The following is a 21,466-nucleotide window of genomic DNA, read 5'->3' on the forward strand; positions in this document are numbered from 1 at the left end:
ATTAAGTCCCGCAGTACGAGTGGAAAGCCCCCAACTCCCGCGGTGCCGGCTCAGTGAACCCCGCTGGGACGTCTTGCAACTCAAAGGGGTTGGTTACCGCCTCCAGCAGGTGCCGGTAGGAGGCCAAATCCCCCGCCCCTGCTTCTCCTGTCGCCCCTGCCTTCGCTAACGCTTCCGTGACCAGGTAGTTTCGCGGAATATACAGTGGGTTTGTTTCCTCCATAAGTGCCAGGGCCGTCGTCTGGTCGATTCCCAGCTCCTCCCGCGTCCGCTGCCACAACTGCCCCCACTCAGTCGCAGCAGCGGGGAACGCAGGATCATCAGACAGCCTGGTCAGCGCGGTCAGCGCAGTGAAATCCTGCCCATCACCATCGGCCAGAGCCTCAATCAGCGCCCGATGAGCATTCGCGTGGTCGAGCCCAAACTTCGCCAGCAACGCCTGCCACTGCTGTACCAAGGGGATGGCCAGCGGGTCGTCGTAAAGCGAGGGGAGAATCCCCAACTTGGGCAGCCACCTGCGGCTGAGCGCATCGGTGAACTCGTCGGCGAATTCTCCCAGGATGTCGCGGGCGCGTGCGAGGGCATCCTCCGGGGTGCCTGCGAAATGCGGTAGCAAAGTCTCCGCGAGCTTCGACATGTTCCACCCCGCGATTGTTGGCTGCGCGCCGAACGCGTATCGACCGCCGCGATCAATGCTGCTAAACACCGCCCGCGGATCGTGCGCATCCAGAAACGCACACGGCCCAAAGTCGATGGTCTCGCCCGCGATGCTGGCATTGTCGGTGTTCATCACGCCGTGGACAAAACCGCAGGCCAGCCACGCCGCAACGAGATTGGCTTGCCGCTTGACGACGTCCCGGAGAACCGATTCCGCCGAACCCTCGTAGCCATGCCGCTGCGCGGCGAAGTCGATGAGCCGGTCCATGATTCCGGTGTCCGCTCCGGAGCGTGCGACCAGCTCGAACGTGCCGACTCGCAGGTGGCTGGATGCTACGCGCACGACAATGCCGCCCGGTTGAAGTTCGGTGGTGGGGTCGGTGTTGTCGAATGGGGTTTGCGAGCCGCGGTAAATCTCTTCGCCGGTTTTGATGACCGCCAGCGCGCGGGTGGTGGGGATGCCGAGCGCATACATGGCTTCGCTGATGAGGTACTCCCGCAGGGCGGAGGTCAGCGTGGCTTTGCCGTCACCGCCACGGGAGAAGGGTGTGGGGCCGGTGCCTTTCGCCTGAATCTCGTAGGCCTGGGTGTTGTCGCTGTGGGTTGTCTCTTTGGGGTAATCCGGCAGTCCAGTCAGCCCCGGTTCAGCCTCAACTGTGGCAAGCAAGAGCGCGCGACCATCACCGAGTAGGCCTGCGAAGTTACCGAACTGGTGGCCGGCGTAGGCCGTGGACACCGGGGTTGTGTATGCGCCGGGTGGGGTATCGGTTTCCTTGCCGACTCCGCGGCCAGTGAGGAACTTCAGGCCAGCGTCTGACCGGAGCCACTGTGGGGAGAGACCGAGCTGGCTCGCGAGTTCGTCGTTAAGCATGACGAGCTGCGGCGATGGGGCGTCAAACCCCTGCTGGTCGATAGCGAGTTCAGGCAGTGCGGAGGGCAGATCAACGACGTTTCTAGCCATGTGCGCAGTTTAACGGGGATGTCCTTACAGGTGTTGCCGCGCTCGTGCGTTCAGCGGTGCTATGCGCCTTGCAGGGCCTCGAAGGCAGAAAACCCCGGTTACTGGAACAATTCCAGCAACTGGGGTGGATGCGCGAAGAAACTTACTTCTTCAGGGACTCCGGAGCGTTGAAGCGCTCGCCGTGCTTAGCGGCCAGCTCTTCGGCGCGCTCGACGAAGCCTGCGACACCGCGGCGCTCTGGGTGAGCTGCGGCCGGGTCGATAACAGTGGCGCCGTCGTAGTTCTTAATGAACTGGCGAGTACCACCGGTCCAGGCCGGGTAGCCGATACCGAAGATGGAGCCGATGTTGCCGTCGGCGTCGTGAAGCAGAACGCCCTCGTCGACGCACTTCTGAGTCTCGATGGCCTCGATGAAGAGCATGCGGTCGACCAGCTCCTGCAGGTCGGTGTCCTCCGGAGCGATCGGGGTGATGTTCAGCTCCTCGCGGAGCTCGTTGAACAGGCCCGGCCAGAGACCGGAGCGCTTGCCGTCGACGTACTCGTAAAAGCCCTTGCCCTCGAGCTTGCCCGGGCGCTCGAACTTGTGCAGCATGGCCTCTACCAGAGCCGGCACGCCGCCCTCGTCCAGGGTCTGGCCTGCAGCCTCGGCGGCAGCGCGGGTCTCGCCAGCGATCTTCTCCATGAGCTTGAGGTTCAGCTCGTCGGCAAGCTGGAGCTGCGGTGCCGGGTAACCAGCCTGGCGACCAGCGGCCTCGATGATGGCCGGGTCGTAGCCCTCAGCGACCATGCGCAGGGCCTCGTTGATGACGGTGCCGATGACGCGGGAGGTGTAGAAACCGCGGGAGTCGGTGACAACAATCGGGATCTTGCGGATTGCAACAGCGAAGTCCAGCGAAGCGGCGAGGATAGCCGGGTCGGTGTTGTCGCCGGAGATGATCTCAATCAGCTGCATCTTGTCCACCGGGGAGAAGAAGTGCAGACCGATGAAGTCCTTCTCACGCTTGACGTGGGAAGCCAGCTCGGTAATCGGCAGGGTGGAGGTGTTGGAGCCCAGGATGCAGGTCTCCGGAACTGCGGCCTCGATCTCGGCGTGAACCTTGTGCTTGAGGTCGGTGTTCTCGAAGACGGCCTCGATGACCAGGTCGACGTCGGACAGGTCATCGTAGGATTCGGTCGGCTTGATGCGGTTCAGCAGTGCTGCGGACTTCTTCTCAGTGGTGCGACCGCGCTTGAGAGCCTTGGCCTCCAGACCCTCGGAGTAGGCCTTGCCGCGCTCGGCGTTCTCCAGGGAAATGTCCTTCAGGACAACTTCCATGCCAGCCTTTGCACACACGTATGCAATACCTGCGCCCATCATGCCGGCGCCGACAACGGCAACCTTCTTGAACTCGCGCTTCGGGTACGGGGTGCCGTCAGCTTGCAGCGGACGGGAGCCGCCGCCCTGAGCGTGGTTGAGGTCGAAGAAGAACGCCTGCATCATGTTCTTCGACTGGGTACCGGTGACCAGCTCGGTGAAGTAGCGGGACTCGATACGCAGTGCGGTGTCGATGTCGACCTGAGAGCCCTCGATGGCAGCCTGCATAGCAAGGCGCGGAGCCTTCATCGGGGAGCCCTTGAGCTGCTTGGTCAGGTTTGCCGGGAAGGACGGCAGGTTCATTGCGAACTTAGGAGTCTTCGGGTCGCCACCCGGGATCTTGAAGCCCTTCTCGTCCCACGGCTGTGCTGCCTTGGCATCTTCGCTGGTCAGCCATGCACGAGCAGTGTCAATGAGCTGCTCCGGAGCAACAACCTCGTCAACGAGGCCAGCTGCGAGAGCCTTGCCCGGGTTCATCTGCGCGCCGGTCAGAATGACCTTCATCAGCGCGTCCTGAATGCCCAGCATGCGAACGACGCGGGAGACGCCGCCGCCACCCGGCAGCAGACCGAGGGTGACCTCCGGCAGGCCAATCTTGGAACCGCGGGCATCGGCAGCAACGCGGTGGTTAGCAGCCAGTGCGACCTCGAGGCCGCCGCCCAGTGCTGCGCCGTTGATGGCAGCAACAATCGGCACCGGGAGCTTCTCCAGGCGACGCAGGGAAGCCTTCATGTCCTCGACCATGTTGAACATGTCAGCTGCATCGTCCTCAGTGGCCTTGGACATCTGCTTGATGTCGCCACCTGCGAAGAAAGTCTTCTTCGCAGAGGTGATGATAATGCCCTTGATGGAGGTCTCAGAGCCGTCGCCAATTTCGTTTTCCAGGCGCTCCACGGTGGCGCGGATGTCGTCCTGGAAGGTCTGGTTCATGGTGTTGACCGGTGCATTCGGGTCATCCATGGTGAGGGTGACGATTCCGGCGTCGTCCTGATCCCACCGGAACATGTTATCTGTGCTCATAAATCAGTCAGTCCTTTGTGGTTATCGCGGTGTGACCGCGGCAATTGTCGCTGTGAGTTTCGTTCCGGTTTGCTTTAGACGCGCTCGATGATGGTTGCAACACCCATGCCGCCAGCCACGCAGAGCGAGATGAGGGCGTAGCGGCCACCGGTGCGGTGCAGCTCGTCGATTGCGGCGCCGGTGATCATGGCACCGGTTGCACCCAGCGGGTGACCCATGGCCATTGCGCCACCGTTGATGTTGAGCTTGTCGTAGTCGATGCCCAGGTTCTGCTGAGCGTGCTTGACGACGGCGGCAAACGCCTCGTTGATTTCCCACACGTCGATATCGTCGACGGTCAGGTTTGCCTTGGCCAGAGCCTCGCGGACAGCCGGCTCGATGCCGGTCAGCATGATGGTCGGCTCGACACCATTGACTGCGGTGGCGACAACGCGTGCGCGTGGGGTCAGACCCATGTCTGCGCCGGCCTTCTCAGAACCAACCAAGGTCAGTGCAGCGCCGTCGACGATGCCGGAGGAGTTACCTGCGTGGTGGACGTGGTTGATGCGCTCGAGCTGCGGGTACTTCTTCAGAGCAACTGCGTCGAAGCCGCCCTGCTCGCCCATCATGGTGAAGGCTGCGCGCAGGCCGGAGAGGGACTCTGCGGAGACGCCTTCGCGAATGGTTTCATCGCGGTCGAGGATGGTCAGACCGTTAGCGTCCTTGACTGGGACGACCGAGCGGTCGAAGCGACCCTCAGACCATGCCTTTGCAGCACGAGCGTGGGAGAGTGCTGCCATCTCGTCGAGGGACTCGCGGTCAAAGCCGTCGAGCGATGCGATCAGGTCAGCGGAGATACCCTGCGGGACGAAGTCGGTCGCGAACGAGACCTGTGCGTCCATTGCCATTGCGCCACCGTCGGACATCATTGGCACGCGGGACATGGACTCCACGCCACCGGCGAGAACGAGCTCGTCCATGCCGGAGCGGACCTTCTGAGCAGCCAGGTTGATGGCGGAGAGGCCGGAAGCGCAGAAGCGGTTGATCTGGACACCGCCAGTGCGGTACGGCAGACCTGCGGTGAGTGCTGCGGTACGGGCAATATCCGCACCCTGGTCGCCGACTGGGCTGACGCAGCCCACGATGAGGTCGCTGATGCGCTCTTCGTCCAGGTCAGGGAAACGATTGCGGATTTCGTCGATGAGGCCGACGAGAAGCGATACCGGGCGTACCTCGTGGAGGGAGCCGTCCTTCTTGCCCTTGCCGCGCGGGGTGCGAATTGCCTCGTAGATGAAGGCTTCGCCGCCCGGCTGAATGGTGGCGGAAGTCATGTGTTTTTACCTCACAGATTCGTCGTAAAGTGTCGTGCGTCACTCTATAACGAAAGGCGGACTGGCGGGGGTGATTTGAGGGGTGTTGTAGGGAAAAGCGGCCAACCGCACCATTTCACCTGCGGTTATGGGAGAAACCGGGGGTAATTACATAAGTATTTTTAAACACAGCTTCGCGGAAGCGAGGCGGTAACGGTCTGCCATGTGAAGGCCCAATCGTTACGCCCGTCCGCAACCATCAAGCCGCCTCTCCATCATCCTGCGCGAACCCCAAGTTCCGATAGCGCTCGACAAAGGCCTGGATGCGCTGCAGCACCCGCGTCTTGACCTTCTCGCGCTCATTACCTGGAGTAAACCGCGACATTGGCGGAAGAACTCGAACAATTCCGGTGCCAAGCGTGCTGACAATGCCGGTGGTCAGCGCCTCTTCAATGAAAGATTGCGCAGTGGGCATCCGCAGCTTTTCTTCAGTGATGATCGCATTGAGTTCTTCCGTGCGTTTGGTCCTGATGAATTCTTCCCACTGCTCGTCAACGGGCTGTGTCAGGCTCACGGTGTTGACAAATTCTTCAATCAGATCGCGCTTGTTCCGCAGTGATGGGCTGGAGTTTGCAGCGCGAGAAATCTGGGCACGAATTTCTTCTCTCTCGTCACTGCCGTGGGTTTCGCGGTATTGCTCGACGAGCATGAGAATGTAGTCGACATTGATCTCTACCTGCTTAATCAGCTCCATCTCGAAGACCACATCTTCGTTGATGGACTCCCGTTCCCCGTCGCTTTCAGTACGGAATTCCGCAAAAAGGTCGAGGTAGATACTGCGGTAGTCCTGCTCCTGGCGAGGCGTCAGCAGCGCGTCATCGGCGAATTGGTCGAAGGAGGTCAGGATGTTTTGGACACGCAGAATCGCGCCGAAAAGCTTGATGAACTCCTTCTTCGCCTTCTCGCCAACAATGACCTTGTTCAGTGGATATTCCTGGAGCAGCTGATTCACCAACTTGGCGTATTCCGCAAAGTAATCCGCGTAGGGCTTGAGCAGCACTACGCTTTGCGCATCGGTGTCGCCGAAGAGCCGCAGCGCCTCATTCGTGGCATCTTCGAGGTCTCGGAAGCAGACAATGTTGCCGTACGTCTTGACTGAGTTGAGGATTCGGTTGGTACGCGAGAATGCCTGAATCAATCCGTGGTACTTCAGGTTCTTGTCCACGAACAGGGTGTTCAAGGTGGTGGCATCGAATCCGGTGAGGAACATGTTGACCACGATGGTCATATCGACTTCCCTGTTTTTCATTCGCAGGGAGAGGTCTTTGTAGTAGTTCTGGAATTTCTCGGCAGTGGTGTCGTAGTTGGTCTTGAAATACCCGTTGTAGTCGGCAATCGCCGCTTCCAGGTAATCGCGCGCAACCTTGGGTAGCTGCTCGGGCTCCATGTCTTCTTCAAGGAGCAAGCCTGTCTCGTCGGCCACGGCAGTAGCTGCCGCAGCGCTTTTCTTTTCGCTTGACGACGGAATCGTCGGTGACTCATCCTTTTCGGCCTCATTTGGCGCGAATGAGTAAATCATGGCGATCTTCAGCCGCTCTGCTTCCGGCAGTGACGCTTGCGCTTCTTTGAAGAGGTTGTAATAGGTGTAGGCAGCCTCAACAGAAGCGGTGGCGAAGATAGCATTGAAGCCACGAACTCGTTGATTTTTCTTTATTTCCTTGATTCGACCGCGGTGTCGGGCCTTTGCTGAGGCGGATACGTTCTCGACAACGCGGTGTTCGTAGAAGGTTTCCCGCTTCGTTTTCTGCGCGAAGTGTTCGAGCGTGTAGTCGACGACGTTTTTCAGGCGTGGTTCCGCCAGGAGTGCGCCTTCGGTGTCGATGCCTGTGACTTCCTTGTCTTTAACGTTTCCAACCGAGATGGTGTTGACGTAGTCGATCCGGAAGGGCAGGACATTTTTATCGGTGATGGCGTCAACGATGGTGTAGGCGTGGAGTCGTTTGCCGAAAGCCTGCTCGGTGGTTTTGAGGTTGGCCTTGGTGCCGCTGGTGGAGTTGTCGGCGAAGATGGGCGTTCCGGTGAAACCGAAGAGGTTGTACTTCTTGAATGCCTTAGTGATGGCAGTGTGCATGTCGCCAAATTGGGAGCGGTGGCATTCGTCGAAGATGATGACTACGTGCTTGCTGTAGACATCGTGGTGCTTGTTGCCTGCGATGAAGTTCGACAGCTTCTGAATTGTGGTGATGATGATGGCCGCATCGTCGTCTTCCAGCTGCTTCTTCAGCACGGCGGTCGAGGTGTTGGAGTTGGCAGCACCCTTTTGGAAGCGGTCGTACTCACGCATGGTTTGGTAGTCGAGGTCCTTGCGGTCGACGACAAAAAGGACCTTATCGACATGCGAAAGTTTGCTAGCCAGCTGTGCGGCTTTGAATGAGGTGAGGGTTTTCCCCGAACCGGTCGTGTGCCAGATGTAGCCGCCGGCCTCCGTGGTGCCCAGGCGTTCACGATAGTTATTGGAAATCTCAATTCGTTGCAGAATCTTCTCAGCGGCGACGATCTGGTACGGGCGCATCACCAGTAGTTCTTCCGCAGCGGTGAAGACGCAGAACTTAGTCAGAATATTGAGAAGCGAGTGCTTGGACAGGAATGTCTTAGTGAAGCCAACAAGATCCCGGATGGGTTGGTTGTTTGCGTCAGCCCACCACGATGTGAATTCAAAGCTCTTAGCACCGCGTGCTGGGCGGCCTTTTCCTCCCGTTTCCTTGATGTGCAGTTCACGGGTGGTGTTGGAGTAGTACTTGGTCAGAGTGCCGTTACTGATGACAAACAGCTGCACATAATCGAACAAACCGTCACCAGACCAGAAAGAGTCGCGCTGGTAGCGCCTGATCTGGTTAAAGGCTTCACGCAGCTCTACGCCACGACGCTTGAGTTCGATATGCACCATGGGAAGGCCATTGACCAGGATGGTGACGTCGTAACGATTGGAGTGTTTCGCACCACCTTCGCCCTTTTCCACCTCGTACTGGTTAATGACCTGCAGCCGGTTGTTATGGATATTTGCTTTATCCAGCAGTCGGATGTTTTTGCTCGTGCCGTCGTCACGCGTAAGAACCTGAATGTGGTCTTCGTGGATGCGACGGGTCTTTTCCTTGATGCCGTCGTTGGCGCTGGTGATGCAGGTGCGATAGAACCGTTCCCATTCCGCGTCGCTGAAGGTGACGTGGTTGAGGGTTTCTAGTTGGCGGCGAAGGTTGGCAACGAGATCTGCTTCGCTGTGGATAGGCAGGTAGTCGTAGGCCTGTGACTGGAGGATGTCGATGAGTTCCTGCTCCAGTTGCGCCTCGGTTTGGTAGTCCTCCGAGGTGCGCTCCTCGGCCTGGTACTCCGCGACGACGGTGCTCTGCTCACCGACAGCGATCGGGTCGTACTTGGTTACTCGTCGCTTGCCGACGCCGTCCTGGTTCATGCTGCCAGCACCTTTTCCATAGTGTTAATTTGAATCGTTACTTTTATGAGTCTCTATCTTAGAGAGTCCGGGGTAGCACGGGGTCGTGCAGCTAATCCACCAAGGTTCCCACAAAAACCACAACCGCTGTTAGAATAAGGGGGCTCTAATCTAACAATCCCCAGGTGGTGGTTCGCTGTGGCTCCGACTTTGCCGGGAATGGAAGTTCGCCGGGAGCAGCTGATAGCTCAAGTTGACGCTATTTTGGAGTCGGCAATCGACGATTGTGTGCGTAAAACCAAAGAGACCCAGTCGATTGATTTCAAAGAGGAAGCTGGCCGACGTAGAGGTTCCCAGATTGAACCTGGTAAGTCGGAGAATCCGACAGCTGCCGACAAACTTGCCGACGAAGTGGCCTGCATGGCCAATACTCCTGGTGGCGGTGCCTTGATTGTTGGAATCGAGGATAAAACAGGGCGGATTATCGGTACCGAACTGGACATAGATTGGTTGCGGCAGGCTATCTATAGCCGGATTGATATTGCGCCTGATGTTGTCGAAAAGCGTGTGCAGGGCCAGCGAGTGCTTGTCATCTATGTTGCGGCAGCCTCTGAACCCGTTGAAGATACTGGGAACAGGCTGCGTTGGCGTGTTGGTGATTCGTGCAAGCCGGTGGACCGGTCGGAATGGTGGGAGTATCGGCGTGCACAGGACGGCTTTGATTCAATGGCGCAGGTTAGTGCCGCAACACTTTCCGATGTCCGTCCCGGTGCCCTGGCGTTGGCCAGGAAATGGGACCCAGTGTTTGCCGAGCTTACCGACCAAGAAGTGCTGCACGGTATTGGTGCTCTTGATGCCAATGGATTCCTATCAATGGCAGGAAAGCAGCTATTTACTTCGGCGGGGCGTATGGTTATTGAGCTCAGCATTTTTGATGTTCACGGTGGTCAGGTGCTTAACAGAGTGGTGCCGGAACCTGAGAAGTCGTGTCTTGAGCAGCTTGCGTACATAGAGCAGGCTCTGAATGTGGTGAATAAAAACAACACTGTGGTGGAGGGGTTCGTACATAAGCCGGTACCAGAGATTCCACGCGGTGCAGTGCGTGAGGCGATGCTAAATGCCATGATTCACCGCGATTGGAATCGAAGCGAAGCCATTGATGTGCGATGGATTGAGCTCGACAGCACCTTGATTGTGCGAAGCCCCGGTGGTTTTCCAGGAGCAATCACCGAAAACAATGTGTTAAGTAACCGTTCTGCTCGTTACCCCGCTCTGGCTGATGTGTATCGCGCAATTGGGCTCGTAGACAAGCAGGGTGTTGGGGTGGATCGCATGTACCAATCGATGATTGCCCTGGGGCATCGGCCGCCCACCATTGAAGAAGTAGCGGGCCCGTTTGTGGAAACGACTTTGGTGGGTGGCAGTCCCGTGCTGCCCGTTCTTGAGCTGATGTCAAGGATAATCCCGCAAGCACGGCAGGAAGATTACCGCATTGCAATCGTGTTGTATCTACTTTTTCAGCGCCCATTTGTCACGGTTGCGGAGGTAGCGCGTGGGCTGCAAGCCGGGCCTGAATCGGCTCACAATGCCCTGGATGCAGCCCGACAAACGACGGTACTGGGTGAACCGCTGATTGTCCCCCATGCTGGAGTGTGGGTGCTTGGCGAAACATGCCGAGCAATCTTGCGCAAAGCTGAACCGACGCCATTCTTGCCTGCGCGGTACCTCACCACCGATCAGGATGAACTCCAGAAAGCAGCGATGTTGTGGCTGTGTGAGGTTGGGGATATCGCTACAAGTGACCTCATGGTTCTGTCTGGAAGCTCCCGCGGCACAGTGAAGGCCTGTATCGACGTCATGGTAGAAACCGGCATTGTCACTGCCATTGGCAACGGCCGATCGCGCAGGTATCGGCTCACTAATCCGTCAAGGTCCCTGTAGAAACCGAAATCATTGTCAGATTAGGCACTGCCTAATCTGACAATCCGGAGGTGGGCGATGAATGCGGAAGTATTGCTGACCTGATGGAGCGAGGGAAGTCCGACGTCCCGCTGGGACTCGCCGACGCCGTCCTGGTTTATGCCGAAAGCTCCTTAAATGTGAGTAGTTGATCCCGGTAGAACTCGTACTGCTTCCGGCGAGCTTCAATTTCGGCAGGCAGACCGGAGGTGAGGTCGTTCACGAGTGCATCGAACTTGTCGAGAATATTCACGATGCGCTGCTGTTCTTCGAGGGGAGGGACGGGGATGGGGAAGTTCTTAATAATTTTGGAGTTAAGGTCGGAACGCGCACCGCGTCCTAATGCCTTCAATTCTTCATAGTGAGCAGCTGTCCAGTAGAAAGCGAACTTAAAATTAACAGCTGTTTCGTCGAGTTCTATGTTGCAACAATGTTGATTAGTGGTTAGGGGGATTTTATTCACTGCACAACGGCCGGCGCTTGCTCCTGAAATTGCAACAATCAGACAATTTTCTGGAATCCAGTGCGCCCCTGTTTGCGCGACAGCTTGCTCGGTAATGAATTCGTTGGTTGAGTAAATCTCGTTGAAAACGACCTCTTGAGTTCGAAGCCAAGGTATCTTTCCACCTTGGTAAAAACCTCTGTTTGATTTTGCCGGAGTTGCGCCTGAGCTGACCCGCTGGGAAACCTCGCCTAATGTTGCCCACCGGACTCTCTCTCTCTCGGTAAATGTCAGCAGTTGGTCACGATAAAATTCATACTGCTTTTTCCTAGCTTCCAGCTCCGCTTCCAGCTCCGCTTCCAGCTCCGCTTCCAGCGATTGGAAGGTATCGAGGATTTTTACAATTTCATTCTGAATTTCTAGAGGTGGAACCGGGATTGTTATTCTCGCGAGGCGGGGTTTGGAGATGTTTATCCTGGTGACACCGTTCGAGCACCTTCTAATTTGCTGTCTTATGTACTCCGATCTGAATAGATGCTTAGCGAAATCAGGGTTGAAAAATTCATTACTTATGGGACGAAGTATGAAGCAAAAACTATTGAGATAAATTGGTTTCGAAGGCGCTTTAGTTACGACTGATGTAAGTCCTACATCTTCAGTGGATTCTGATGACCCTGTGATGAGAATATCGCCTAAAAGCAGATGATTCTGCTTTTCTTGATTTCCTACTTTAACGTAATCAGAAGAATCTAACTGAGTAGAAATATTGGAAAATACATTCTTGTAACTAATGAATGGTGCGTTTCCGTTTGAAAAGTCTGTTTTCTTTTTACCTTTGAGGCCGGGTAGTGCGATCGTTAATTCGCCCAGCGGTTTGTACTCCACACCATTCGGGCAGAGTTCCTCGATGAGTTTTTCGATCTGGTTCACTTCTGCTCCTTCGGTGGTTGCTGAATCTGTTTCTGAACTGCAGTGATTTCCTTGAGGTAGTCCCGCTCCACATCACTGGGTTGGGCATCCATCACAGTTTTGTACTTCTCGTATTCCTCATGGGCCTTCTGTACTGCTTGGCGGTGGGAAACCGTTCCTGCTCCCTCCAAGGATTTACCGCCCATGGCCGCAATCATTGTGGTGAGGTGATCCATCCAGTCCGTCATATACGTCGGCTGGTGCATCTGCGCACGGAATTCTGCCGCATCGAAGTAGGCAGAAACCAAGGTATTTAGGCGTTTTAGCTCATCCTCGGCAAGGTAGTTTTTGGCAATCTCCACCTCGGCCTTGGTGATGCGCTCGCCCTTCCAATTGGTCAACCCCATGTTTGGCTTTGTGGCATCCGAACGCTCGTAAACCACCTCGGCTGCCGTGTGGCCGTGAGCACCAAAATGAAGTTTATTCTGGACCGTCGCAAAGAACTGCTTACTCACAGCAGCCCGCGGATCGTAATCCACGCTGGTGGCGTACAAATCTAGAACCTGGCGATGAATGACCTTCTCACTAGAGCGAATATCGCGGATGCGCTCCAGCAATTCACGCCAGTATGTTCCGCCACCGCCCTCTTTCAGGCGCTCATCGTCCATGGCGAAGCCCTTAATCAGGTATTCGCGCAAAACGCCTAGTGCCCACTGTCGGAACTGAGTACCCCGCAAGGACCTCACTCGGTAGCCCACGGAGATAATCACGTCGAGGTTGTAGTGTTTGACCTGGTAATTCTTTCCGTCGGCCGCAGTTGTTCGGAATTTCCGAACAACTGAATCCTCTTCGAGCTCGCCTTCCGCAAAGACATTCCTAATATGTTCGGAGACGTTCGCCTTCGACGACTGAAACAGCTCCACCATTTGGGCCTGGGTGAGCCAGACGGTTTCGTCGACAAGCCGTACCTCAATGCGAGTAGCGCCGTCGTCCGTGCGGAACATCACCAGCTCGCCCGCAGACGCCATGCTCATGTCGCCGTTCGTGTCAGACATCGGTGCGGGTTCCCTCAAGATCTGCCACAATCTCATCGATTGCCTCGCGCAGCTGGCGCTGGCGCTCCACAATGCCAACGATCTGCTTATTCAGCTCTACGATGTCAATGACCTCGCGGGTGTCCTCGGGCTCGACATAGGAGGAAACTGCGATGTTGTAGTCGTTTTCTGCAATCTCCTCAGCGGGCACCAGCTTGGTGAAATACTCCACATCCTCGCGGGCAGTGAAGGCATCCAGAATCTTCTTCTGGTTCTTGTCATTCAGTCGGTTCTTGTTGCCACTGCGCTCAAACTCTGCGGAGGCATCAATGAAGAGAACCGAATTGTCCTTCTTCGACTTCTTCAACACGATGATGCAGGTCGCGATGGTGGTGCCGAAGAAAAGATCCGGCGGCAACTGAATAACCGTATCCACATAGTTGTTATCCACCAGGTACTTGCGAATCTTCTTCTCCGCGCCGCCACGGTAAAGCACACCGGGGAACTCAACAATTGCGGCAGTGCCATTCGTCGCAAGCCAGGAGAGAATATGCATCGTGAAAGCCAAGTCAGCCTTCGACTTCGGAGCCAGGACGCCTGCCGGTGCGTAGCGCGGATCGTTAATCAGCAGAGGATTGTTATCGCCCTCCCACTTGATGGAGTAGGGCGGATTGGAAACGATTGCCTCAAACGGCTGGTTATCCCAGTGCGCAGGTTCAGTGAGTGTATTGCCCAGCGCAATGTCGAAATTGTTGAAGTTCACATCGTGCAAGAACATGTTGATGCGCGCAAGGTTATAGGTGGTCAGGTTGATTTCCTGGCCGTAGTAGCCCTCGCGGACGCCGCCTTCGCCAAGCACTTTCTTGAATTTCAGCAGCAGCGAACCGGAGCCAACAGCCGGGTCATACACCCTGTTCACACTCTTCTTGCCCACCACAGTGATTCGAGTCAGCAGCTCAGAGACTTCCTGCGGCGTGTAGTACTCGCCACCGGACTTGCCTGCCTGAGAGGCGTACATGCCCATCAAGTATTCGTAGGCATCACCGAATAGGTCGATGGAGTTGTCATCGGCTTTAACGGTGAGAGGCATATTGCCGATATGCTTCATCAGATCGTAGATCTTGTTATTGCGTTCGATGACCGAGTTGCCAAGCTTGTTGCTGTCCAGGTTGATGTCGTCGAAAAGCCCTTGAAGATCGCTTTCGCTAGCGGTGCCTTTTGCAGATGCTTCGATATTTTTGAATACCTGCTGCAGTCGCTCATTGAGGTTCTCGCGGTAGTGTTCGTCAGCCGCCTGCTTGCAGACATTCGTAAACAACTCAGAGGGCAAAATGAAGTAGCCCTTTTCCTCGACGATACTGGTGCGTCCCCACTCAGCATCCTTGTCAGAAAGGGAAGCGTAATCCGCGTCCTCATTTCCGGCGTCACGTTCGCCGTCATCGATGTACTCGGAGAGCTTCTCTGAGATGAAGCGGTAGAACATCATGCCGAGCACATAAGACTTAAAATCCCAACCGTCCACGCTGCCACGCAAGTCGTTGGCGATGTTCCAAATAGTCCTGTGCAGCTGTGCCCGGTCCGCGTCGCTCATAGTGAAAATCCCCGCTCAATCAGTAAAAATGCTTGAGCTCCCAGTCTAGTGGCAGACGATACGAAGTCAGGGGAGCACGCTCCGAGAGAAACTGGCCCCCTACCGCTTCCGCAGCACCAGCACCAGGTTCGACACCGCGAACTCGCGCAGCCCCGGTACGTGCACCATCCACCAGGCCCACCACGGGTGGTAACGCGGAAACGCGGCTAGCAGTTCACAGTCGCCAGCCTCCGCCGCAGCGCGCGCCCACTTCAACCCTTCACCGCAACCGACCTTGAACAGGGACTCGCCAAAGTAGTTCTTCGGTCGCTTGCCGTGCTTCTTCTCATACATGCGCCGCGCGCGGTCGCCGCCCAGGTAATGTGTCATCCCCATCTCGTGACCACCGAATGGGCCGTACCAAATGGTGTAGGAGTAGACGACCAGCCCGCCCGGCTTGGTCACACGCAGCATTTCCTCGCCCATCGTCCATGGCTCGGGCACATGCTCGGCAACGTTCGATGAGTATGTCAGGTCAAAAGCATCATCGCGAAACGGCAGTTCCAGCCCCGATCCGCGTACCGATGACTCCAGCTTGATACCCGCCGCCGCCATCTCGCCCACATCTGGTTCGCAGGTGTAATATTCCACGCCACGCTGGGCAAATGCTCGGCCAAAGTACCCGGGTCCGCCGCCGACATCAAGGATGCGATTGCCACGCAGTGCGGTATTCGTCGTAACGCTTGACGACGTGCCCGCCGGCCCCCCTGCGCCCGGCGGCTCCGCCGTACCGGCGGTGCCCCTCGCATCCACCGCGCCCACTGAACCATCCGCGCCAGCCGCGATGCCTTCTAGGAGGCCGATGGTGTCTTCGGCAAGGTGCCCGTAGAAGATATCGGGATCGGTTTGCTCGTATTTGAAGTCGTTGAGCAGCTCAAATGAGCGCGACAGTGTAGCAAAGCTGCGCAGCTCTTTCAGAGCGGGCGGGACGATAAAAGCGGGAAAGCGAAAGCTGGTCACGTCAAACAATCTAATGGACTGGTTGGGTCTGGGAGTATGGATTTGAGCTAAAGCGGCAACGAAAGCCGTGCCGAGCGTTAGGCTCATATTGTTATGAAAATCTTATTGTTGTGTTGGCGCGACACTGGTCATCCCGAAGGTGGAGGTAGTGAGCGCTATTTGGAGCGCGTCGCAGGTTACCTTGCCGACCAAGGCCACACTGTGGTGTTCCGCACGGCCAGCTACCCAGGCGCACCGGCCCTTTCACGTCGTGACGGCGTGACTTTCTCCCGCGCTGGTGGAAACTTCTCCGTCTACGTGCGTTCCTGGACCGCGATGCTGGGGGCTAGATTTGGCGTGGGGCCACTTGCCAAGGCGCTCGGCGGCAAGCCGGATGTCGTGGTCGATACCCAAAACGGTGTCCCCTTTTTCGCGCGGATTTTCTCCGGCGCACCGACGGTGCTCCTGACACATCACTGCCACCGCGAGCAGTGGCCAGTGGCGGGGCCGATTATTAGCCAGCTGGGGTGGTTCATCGAGTCGCGTCTGTCGCCGATGATTCACCGCCGCAGCCGCTACATCACGGTTTCCGAACCAAGTGCCGCTGAACTGGTAGAACTCGGAGTGTCGCCGGGGCGCATCGCGGTGATTCGCAATGGTGTGGACCCGATTCCGGGGGAGTTGCAGTCGACCGAAATCATGGCAGATCTATCCGAGTGCGACGGTCCGGCAGCGCATCTGGTGACGCTGTCGCGATTGGTCCCGCATAAGCAGATTGAGCACGCCATCGATGTGCTCGCAGATCTTGTGCAGGATCGTCCAGGTGCGATTCTCGATGTTATTGGCTCGGGGTGGTGGCACGACAACCTCGTGGAATATGCCCGTGACAAGGGTGTTTCGGATCACGTGGTCTTCCACGGGCAGGTCACAGAGGCGGATAAACACCGCATCCTCTCCAAGGCGTGTCTGCATCTGATGCCTTCCCGCAAGGAGGGCTGGGGGCTCGCCGTCATCGAATCGGCGCAGCACGGCGTGCCGACGGTCGGTTACCGTTCCTCGGCGGGATTGCGCGACTCGGTCAACGACGGTGAAACTGGCCTGCTGGCCAGCGATGAAGCTGACCTAATTGCCAAGACACGACAGATTCTCGATAACGGCGAACTGCATCGCGCCATGTCCAAGGCATGCGTCGCCCGTGCCGCAGAATTTGGCTGGGACAAAACCGGCGAGGCAGTTCTGAATGTCTTGGAAAACCCAACTCTGGACAATCTGCTACCTGCGGCGGGGCAGTAGCGCTTCCTTTACTCCAGCCAATAGTCCCGCCAGTAGCCCAGCGAGCAGGCAAAGAGTCCAGATTCCAAAGGCTATCCACGCAGCTGCATAGGCCCCCTGGCTTGGTTCTGTGGTCGGATTGATAACGCCGGGAACATGGTATAGCTGCAGGTCAGGTGTTTCATAGACGGGATCTAGCGCGGCCACAATGTCAGCTGAATCGCCGAAGTTGCCGGGCGAATTCTCCACTAGGACCCAGCCAACGCCCTGGTCCCGAAGGCTCTGGAGCGCAGACGCAAGCTCCTCCTGCCTCTTTGCACCGCCGAGCAGCGTGCGCTCAACGGTTGTGGCTCCCTCGCCAGACACCGACTGCCCAGACACGATCAATTCGCCGGAGCTCACCACCGGAGCGGGCAAAATCTTCGTAGCCGGGTCGAGGACAGGGCGCCCATTAATGATGCGGTAAGAACCGGCAGGTAGAACCGCAACGCGATCGTCGTCAAGCGCGACGACACCGGAAACCGCCGACCAGCCTTCCCATGACGGAATGGGGCGGAGTGGAGCGACATCGGCGGGCAGCGTGGGGACAGCGGCGATGATGATGAGCGCGCTGACGCCAGTAGCCAACCACTGGCCGATGTTGGCGGTGGCGCTGCGAGCGCGGCGTGCCAGGTATTCCGCACCGCTTGCGGCGAGGATGACATAGGCGGGGACGGCGAGCGCGATCCACTTTTGCGTATCACGAAGCAGGCCCGCGCCCGGGATGTGCTCCAGCGCCCAACTCATCATCAAAATGCCCGGCGTTGTTGCGGCGAGAGCGACGAGCATGATGGCCGTGGCGCCAGTGATAATCAGCCCCCGCCAGCGCTCTTGCGAATGCCAGGCACGACGGAATCCCAGACCCATAAGCACCAGGAGTGCCAGCACCATAATCGCCGAAAAACCAACCTCGCGCGTCAGTGGCACAGCCTGCTTATTCCAGATGCCACCCAATCCCAACAGGCTGCCGAGCGTGCCGACGTGTGCCTCTGCTCTGGCCGCAAATGCGGCAGCGCCAGCCGCATCGGAGGACCCAGCTGCACTCGGGTTCAGCAAAGATGCCACTAGCCACGGTGAACTGACCGCTACTGTTGTGGCCACAATCCAAGCGCGGTCGCGGCTATTGCGAGCGGTAACAATGCCGGTGATACCAGCCAAAAGGGCACCGGTCGGCGTGAGACCCGCAGCGGCAATTGCGCTGGTGCGCCACAAGGCACTACCCATCTGCGTTGCCAGAACAACTGCCGGAAGCAGCAATACGGCGATGACCAGTGACCACTGTCCCTGGAGCAAACGCTCGACCACAAACGGGTTCCAGAGCAGCATCGTCGGTGCAATCAGCTGGCTGGCTAAGCTCGGAGTCATGGGTACAAGGCCCGCACCGGATGCGCTACTGGTGCCCGAGCCGTGGCGAGTGAACCTGCGGGCGAGCTCAGCAGCTGCAAGACCACCAATCAAACAGGCGCCCACCATGCCGAAGCGCACCCAATGGCTGGCATCCACAAAGTAGCCCAGTGCCCACAGTGCGGTGTCCTGCGGAACAGCTCGTGCCGCAGCGGGGCCGAGTCCCAGGGCCGCGTCGGTAAGCGGTGGGTGATTGGGGATGACCATGTCGCGCAGCAGAAACATCGGTGCCCCAAAGCGACCATCGGCCGGGGCCTTGTGGGGCACAAAGAGCGGCCAGCACACGGCAGCGGTCAGCAGGAGAATCCACGACAACACAAAAACCCAGGCGACTCGCTCCGAATGAGAGTGAGCCGACTGGGTCAGAGTAGTGCGGAAACGTTGTGTCACGTGCCCTATATTAAATTATTTTTCGCTTTCCTCAGTGAAACTTAGGGTAAGCGAGAGCCTGTGGCACCGTAGTTTCGCGTCTTAGGCGGACTTGCTGCGAACACGGAAGCCAATCACGATGAGAACCAGGCCGAGGATACCGAGGATCCACGGTGCGACAGTGCCGCCGATAGTCAGCGACTTACGTGCTTCCTTAGCGCGGTCCATCTGGCGGCCCTTGGAGCCTTCGTCCCACTGAGCGGTGTACTTCATCGCGGTACGGTTCTGCTCCTTGGCTTCCTTTTCACGGCCAGCCTTGGAAGCAATTTCTTCAGCTTCCTTGTCGTCCTTGGCGTAGAACATGAACATCTCTTCAGTACCGTTGACGATCACGCCAGAAGTCGGCTCGACGCGGACAGTACGGACGTTGGTGTAGTAACGATCCAGCTCGACGTCGTCGTCACCCTCCAGGCCCCACTTGTGAGCCGGGAAGCTCAGGCGCATGGAAGCCAGCGAGGACTTGTCAGCCTCAGTGAGCTTGCGGCCGTCGCGAGTGAAGTGCTCGGTCAGGGACTCGTAGAGGTTCTGCGGCGGAATGGTCATGGAGTACTTGTAGACCTTGACGCCATCCTGAGTTTCCTCACCGACAAAGTCAATCTCGAAGTTACGCATCGCCTGGACGTCGTAGTACGGGTAGGACTTCTTCTCAGCACCAAACGGGAACTGGTACTGGATGCCCGGACGGGTGAACGTCGGCGGCTTGGTGTCCGAACCACCCTGCGGTGCGTTAATAGCAACGCTGGAGATCGGGTCATCTACCGGGTACGCAGTGCTGCGGTCAACAGTGATGCGGTCGAGGGTCGCATTGATGAGGTTCTTCGGCTCTTCGCGGTCATCGCGCAGCAGAGTGGTACCGACCTGGAGGGTTGCAATCTTGTCGTCAGCCGGCTCCTCAATCTCAACGTGGCGCTTCGACTGCATCGGAGTCTTGTCGTTGATGAAGCAGTGGACCGGGAGATCGCGCTTCTCTTCGTCCGTCTCTGCCTTGCAGCGCGGGTCATTCTTGCGGTTTGGCGTTGGCTCATTCTTGCCCAGCTGGCTGGAGTCCAACAGAGTGCCGTCGCGCACCTCCGTGATGGTATCGCTCACAGTGTCAAGTGGGATGACCCGGAGGCGAGGCACCAGGAAGGTTGGCAGAAGGACGGCAATGACAATCAATGCAGCACCGATAATAATCAGTGCATGTCCGAGAGTTCTCTTCATCAGCGGATAGTCCTTTAACTGTACGTAACTTTCTGCTGCAAAACCTAGCAGGAAGTTAGGAGTTATGTGGTGTGTTTTTTAAAAATAACTTGTCGGGAAAACAAAAGAGTTTTGGAAAAACCGGCCTGAACAGGACTTATTTCATAATAAAATACAAGTGATTTTACTCATTCCGGTATCCGTGTAAGAAAGTACTATGACGTCCAAGGCATATGCGGCAGCGCCAAACGCTGGGCAAGACACAGTGTCGAGCTCTGTGCCGAACTCTACGCCGAACACTGTATCCAGCTCGGGATCCAGCACTGCATCGAGCTCTGCCACCACATTCCGCCCAGGCTTCCTGCCTTCGCTGGAGGGCCTGCGAGCTGTGGCTTCGATGGGCATCATCGGCACGCACGTCGCATTCCAGACCGGGCATGATGTGGGAGCCCTGTGGGAGCGCATCCTCGGCCGCTTCGACTTCTTCGTGGCCGTTTTCTTCGTGCTGTCCGGATTCCTGTTGTGGCGTTCTCACCGCTCGGGTTACGGCGGAATTCCCCGTCGTAAAGCATTGTCCGATACCGACGGCGGACGGAAGAAGAGCTGGGCGAAGTACTACAAGAAGCGCGTCGCGCGCATTATGCCCGCGTACTGGGTGCTAGTGCTTATTGTGCTCATCGCACTGCCGGTGGGGCGCGGCGCGGATCTCAAGATTTGGCTAACAAATCTGACGCTGACACAGGTGTATTTCTCCGGCTCGCTGCACGGTGGGTTGACGCACCTGTGGTCGTTGTCGGTGGAGGTCGCGTTCTACATCTCGCTGCCGCTGTTTGCCATTGGGCTTAGCCGGTTGGACCCGCATCGCCAGCAGGGGCGCCGCATAGTGGCAATTTCCCTGCTTGCGATCTTGAGCTTCGGCTGGCCCTACCTGCCACTGCCGTACCCAGAAGGCGTTAACCCGCATATTCAGCCGATTGCCTACTTTTCCTGGTTCGCAGCTGGCATGATTCTCGCCGAGCTGGAATCGCTCCAGGGCGTCGATACCGATGCCGCCCGCGCGAAGGTGGAGACCATGCAGCGCTGGGCACGCCGCCGTTCGCTGTGGCTGGCGATCGCCGTTGGTGCGCTGGTTCTGGCTTCCTACCTGGGTCCCGAAGGGCTAGTCGAGCTCACCAACTGGGAATTCACCCGCCGCCTGCTGTGCGGTCTGGTCTTCGGTGCCGCCATCATCGGCCCCTGGACGATAGCGCCGGAGTCTCGCTTCCTTGAACACCCCATCATGCAGGCGCTAGGGCGCTGGTCGTACGGTATCTTCCTCTGGCACGTGGCGATGCTCTCCATTGCATTCCCGCTGCTTGGCGTGAAGCTGTTCACCGGACATCTGCTCAGTGTCACCATTGTCACGGTCGCACTGTCGATTCCGGTGGCCGCCGCCTCCTACGCGCTCGTCGAGGAACCTGCCCGCCGCTTCTTCGCACGCGTCTGGGTCAACCGCTAA

At 57.6% G+C, this 21,466-nt stretch carries 13 protein-coding genes; 3 read left to right on the plus strand and 10 right to left on the minus strand.

The window, feature by feature from the left end; translation table 11 throughout:
* Nucleotide 1 precedes the first annotated feature (1 nt).
* The 4 genes from HMPREF2849_RS00930 to HMPREF2849_RS00945 all read right to left on the minus strand — a co-directional run bounded on the left by HMPREF2849_RS00930 (nt 2) and on the right by HMPREF2849_RS00945 (nt 8,750).
* Nucleotides 2-1,618 (minus strand): protein adenylyltransferase SelO family protein, encoded by a 1,617-nt coding sequence (locus HMPREF2849_RS00930; RefSeq protein WP_070862465.1) that lies wholly within the window; start codon nt 1,616-1,618, stop codon nt 2-4.
* A 142-nt stretch (nt 1,619-1,760) separates the two neighbouring features.
* Nucleotides 1,761-3,992, minus strand: a complete 2,232-nt coding sequence (locus tag HMPREF2849_RS00935) for a 3-hydroxyacyl-CoA dehydrogenase NAD-binding domain-containing protein (protein ID WP_070862466.1) — start codon at nt 3,990-3,992, stop codon at nt 1,761-1,763.
* Between the two features lie 74 nt (nt 3,993-4,066).
* Nucleotides 4,067-5,302, minus strand: a complete 1,236-nt coding sequence (locus HMPREF2849_RS00940) for an acetyl-CoA C-acetyltransferase (protein ID WP_048760224.1) — start codon at nt 5,300-5,302, stop codon at nt 4,067-4,069.
* Nucleotides 5,303-5,540: 238 nt separating this feature from the next.
* On the minus strand, nt 5,541-8,750 hold the full coding sequence (locus HMPREF2849_RS00945) for a type I restriction endonuclease subunit R (RefSeq protein ID WP_070862467.1): 3,210 nt from the start codon (nt 8,748-8,750) through the stop codon (nt 5,541-5,543).
* A 198-nt stretch (nt 8,751-8,948) separates the two neighbouring features.
* On the opposite strand from HMPREF2849_RS00945, the gene HMPREF2849_RS00950 reads away from it, so the two are divergent.
* Nucleotides 8,949-10,670: a DUF5635 domain-containing protein gene (locus HMPREF2849_RS00950; protein ID WP_070862485.1), complete on the plus strand. Its 1,722-nt coding sequence runs from the start codon at nt 8,949-8,951 to the stop codon at nt 10,668-10,670.
* 136 nt (nt 10,671-10,806) lie between these two features.
* Here the strand turns inward: HMPREF2849_RS00950 and HMPREF2849_RS00955 are convergent, their stop codons facing one another.
* From HMPREF2849_RS00955 to HMPREF2849_RS00970, 4 genes are all read right to left on the minus strand, one after another.
* On the minus strand, nt 10,807-12,060 hold the full coding sequence (locus tag HMPREF2849_RS00955) for a restriction endonuclease subunit S (protein WP_070862468.1): 1,254 nt from the start codon (nt 12,058-12,060) through the stop codon (nt 10,807-10,809).
* Nucleotides 12,057-13,094, minus strand: coding sequence for a virulence RhuM family protein (locus HMPREF2849_RS00960; protein WP_070862469.1), 1,038 nt, complete (start codon nt 13,092-13,094; stop codon nt 12,057-12,059). Before HMPREF2849_RS00960 ends, HMPREF2849_RS00955 begins: the two co-directional genes overlap by 4 nt.
* Nucleotides 13,087-14,664, minus strand: a complete 1,578-nt coding sequence (locus tag HMPREF2849_RS00965; protein WP_070862470.1) for a type I restriction-modification system subunit M — start codon at nt 14,662-14,664, stop codon at nt 13,087-13,089. Before HMPREF2849_RS00965 ends, HMPREF2849_RS00960 begins: the two co-directional genes overlap by 8 nt.
* Before the next feature lie 99 nt (nt 14,665-14,763).
* Nucleotides 14,764-15,663, minus strand: a complete 900-nt coding sequence (locus HMPREF2849_RS00970) for a class I SAM-dependent methyltransferase (RefSeq protein ID WP_246822069.1) — start codon at nt 15,661-15,663, stop codon at nt 14,764-14,766.
* Nucleotides 15,664-15,756: 93 nt separating this feature from the next.
* Between HMPREF2849_RS00970 and HMPREF2849_RS00975 the strand changes: the two genes are divergently transcribed.
* Nucleotides 15,757-16,935: a glycosyltransferase family 4 protein gene (locus tag HMPREF2849_RS00975; protein WP_070862471.1), complete on the plus strand. Its 1,179-nt coding sequence runs from the start codon at nt 15,757-15,759 to the stop codon at nt 16,933-16,935.
* On the opposite strand, the gene HMPREF2849_RS00980 is transcribed toward HMPREF2849_RS00975, so the two are convergent.
* Nucleotides 16,915-18,747, minus strand: a complete 1,833-nt coding sequence (locus HMPREF2849_RS00980) for an MmpA family trehalose lipid delivery protein (RefSeq protein WP_070862472.1) — start codon at nt 18,745-18,747, stop codon at nt 16,915-16,917. The two genes, HMPREF2849_RS00975 and HMPREF2849_RS00980, sit on opposite strands and share 21 nt — an antisense overlap.
* A gap of 81 nt (nt 18,748-18,828) precedes the next feature.
* Nucleotides 18,829-19,989, minus strand: a complete 1,161-nt coding sequence (locus HMPREF2849_RS00985; protein WP_048734381.1) for a cell envelope lipid trafficking protein PgfA — start codon at nt 19,987-19,989, stop codon at nt 18,829-18,831.
* 256 nt (nt 19,990-20,245) lie between these two features.
* On the opposite strand from HMPREF2849_RS00985, the gene HMPREF2849_RS00990 reads away from it, so the two are divergent.
* On the plus strand, nt 20,246-21,466 hold the full coding sequence (locus HMPREF2849_RS00990) for an acyltransferase family protein (protein ID WP_246822071.1): 1,221 nt from the start codon (nt 20,246-20,248) through the stop codon (nt 21,464-21,466).

Origin of the sequence: Corynebacterium sp. HMSC073B01, assembly GCF_001838255.1 — a bacterium.
Lineage (GTDB): Bacteria > Actinomycetota > Actinomycetes > Mycobacteriales > Mycobacteriaceae > Corynebacterium > Corynebacterium jeikeium_D.

What these genes read in the sequence shown, in the direction of transcription:
- HMPREF2849_RS00950 (WP_070862485.1), top strand. Translation starts at nt 8,949, where the DNA reads ATGGAAGTTCGCCGGGAGCAGCTGATAGCTCAAGTTGACGCTATTTTG.
- HMPREF2849_RS00940 (WP_048760224.1), bottom strand. Translation starts at nt 5,302, where the DNA reads ATGACTTCCGCCACCATTCAGCCGGGCGGCGAAGCCTTCATCTACGAG.
- HMPREF2849_RS00975 (WP_070862471.1), top strand. Translation starts at nt 15,757, where the DNA reads ATGAAAATCTTATTGTTGTGTTGGCGCGACACTGGTCATCCCGAAGGT.
- HMPREF2849_RS00965 (WP_070862470.1), bottom strand. Translation starts at nt 14,664, where the DNA reads ATGAGCGACGCGGACCGGGCACAGCTGCACAGGACTATTTGGAACATC.
- HMPREF2849_RS00960 (WP_070862469.1), bottom strand. Translation starts at nt 13,094, where the DNA reads ATGTCTGACACGAACGGCGACATGAGCATGGCGTCTGCGGGCGAGCTG.
- HMPREF2849_RS00985 (WP_048734381.1), bottom strand. Translation starts at nt 19,989, where the DNA reads ATGAAGAGAACTCTCGGACATGCACTGATTATTATCGGTGCTGCATTG.
- HMPREF2849_RS00935 (WP_070862466.1), bottom strand. Translation starts at nt 3,992, where the DNA reads ATGAGCACAGATAACATGTTCCGGTGGGATCAGGACGACGCCGGAATC.
- HMPREF2849_RS00930 (WP_070862465.1), bottom strand. Translation starts at nt 1,618, where the DNA reads ATGGCTAGAAACGTCGTTGATCTGCCCTCCGCACTGCCTGAACTCGCT.
- HMPREF2849_RS00945 (WP_070862467.1), bottom strand. Translation starts at nt 8,750, where the DNA reads ATGAACCAGGACGGCGTCGGCAAGCGACGAGTAACCAAGTACGACCCG.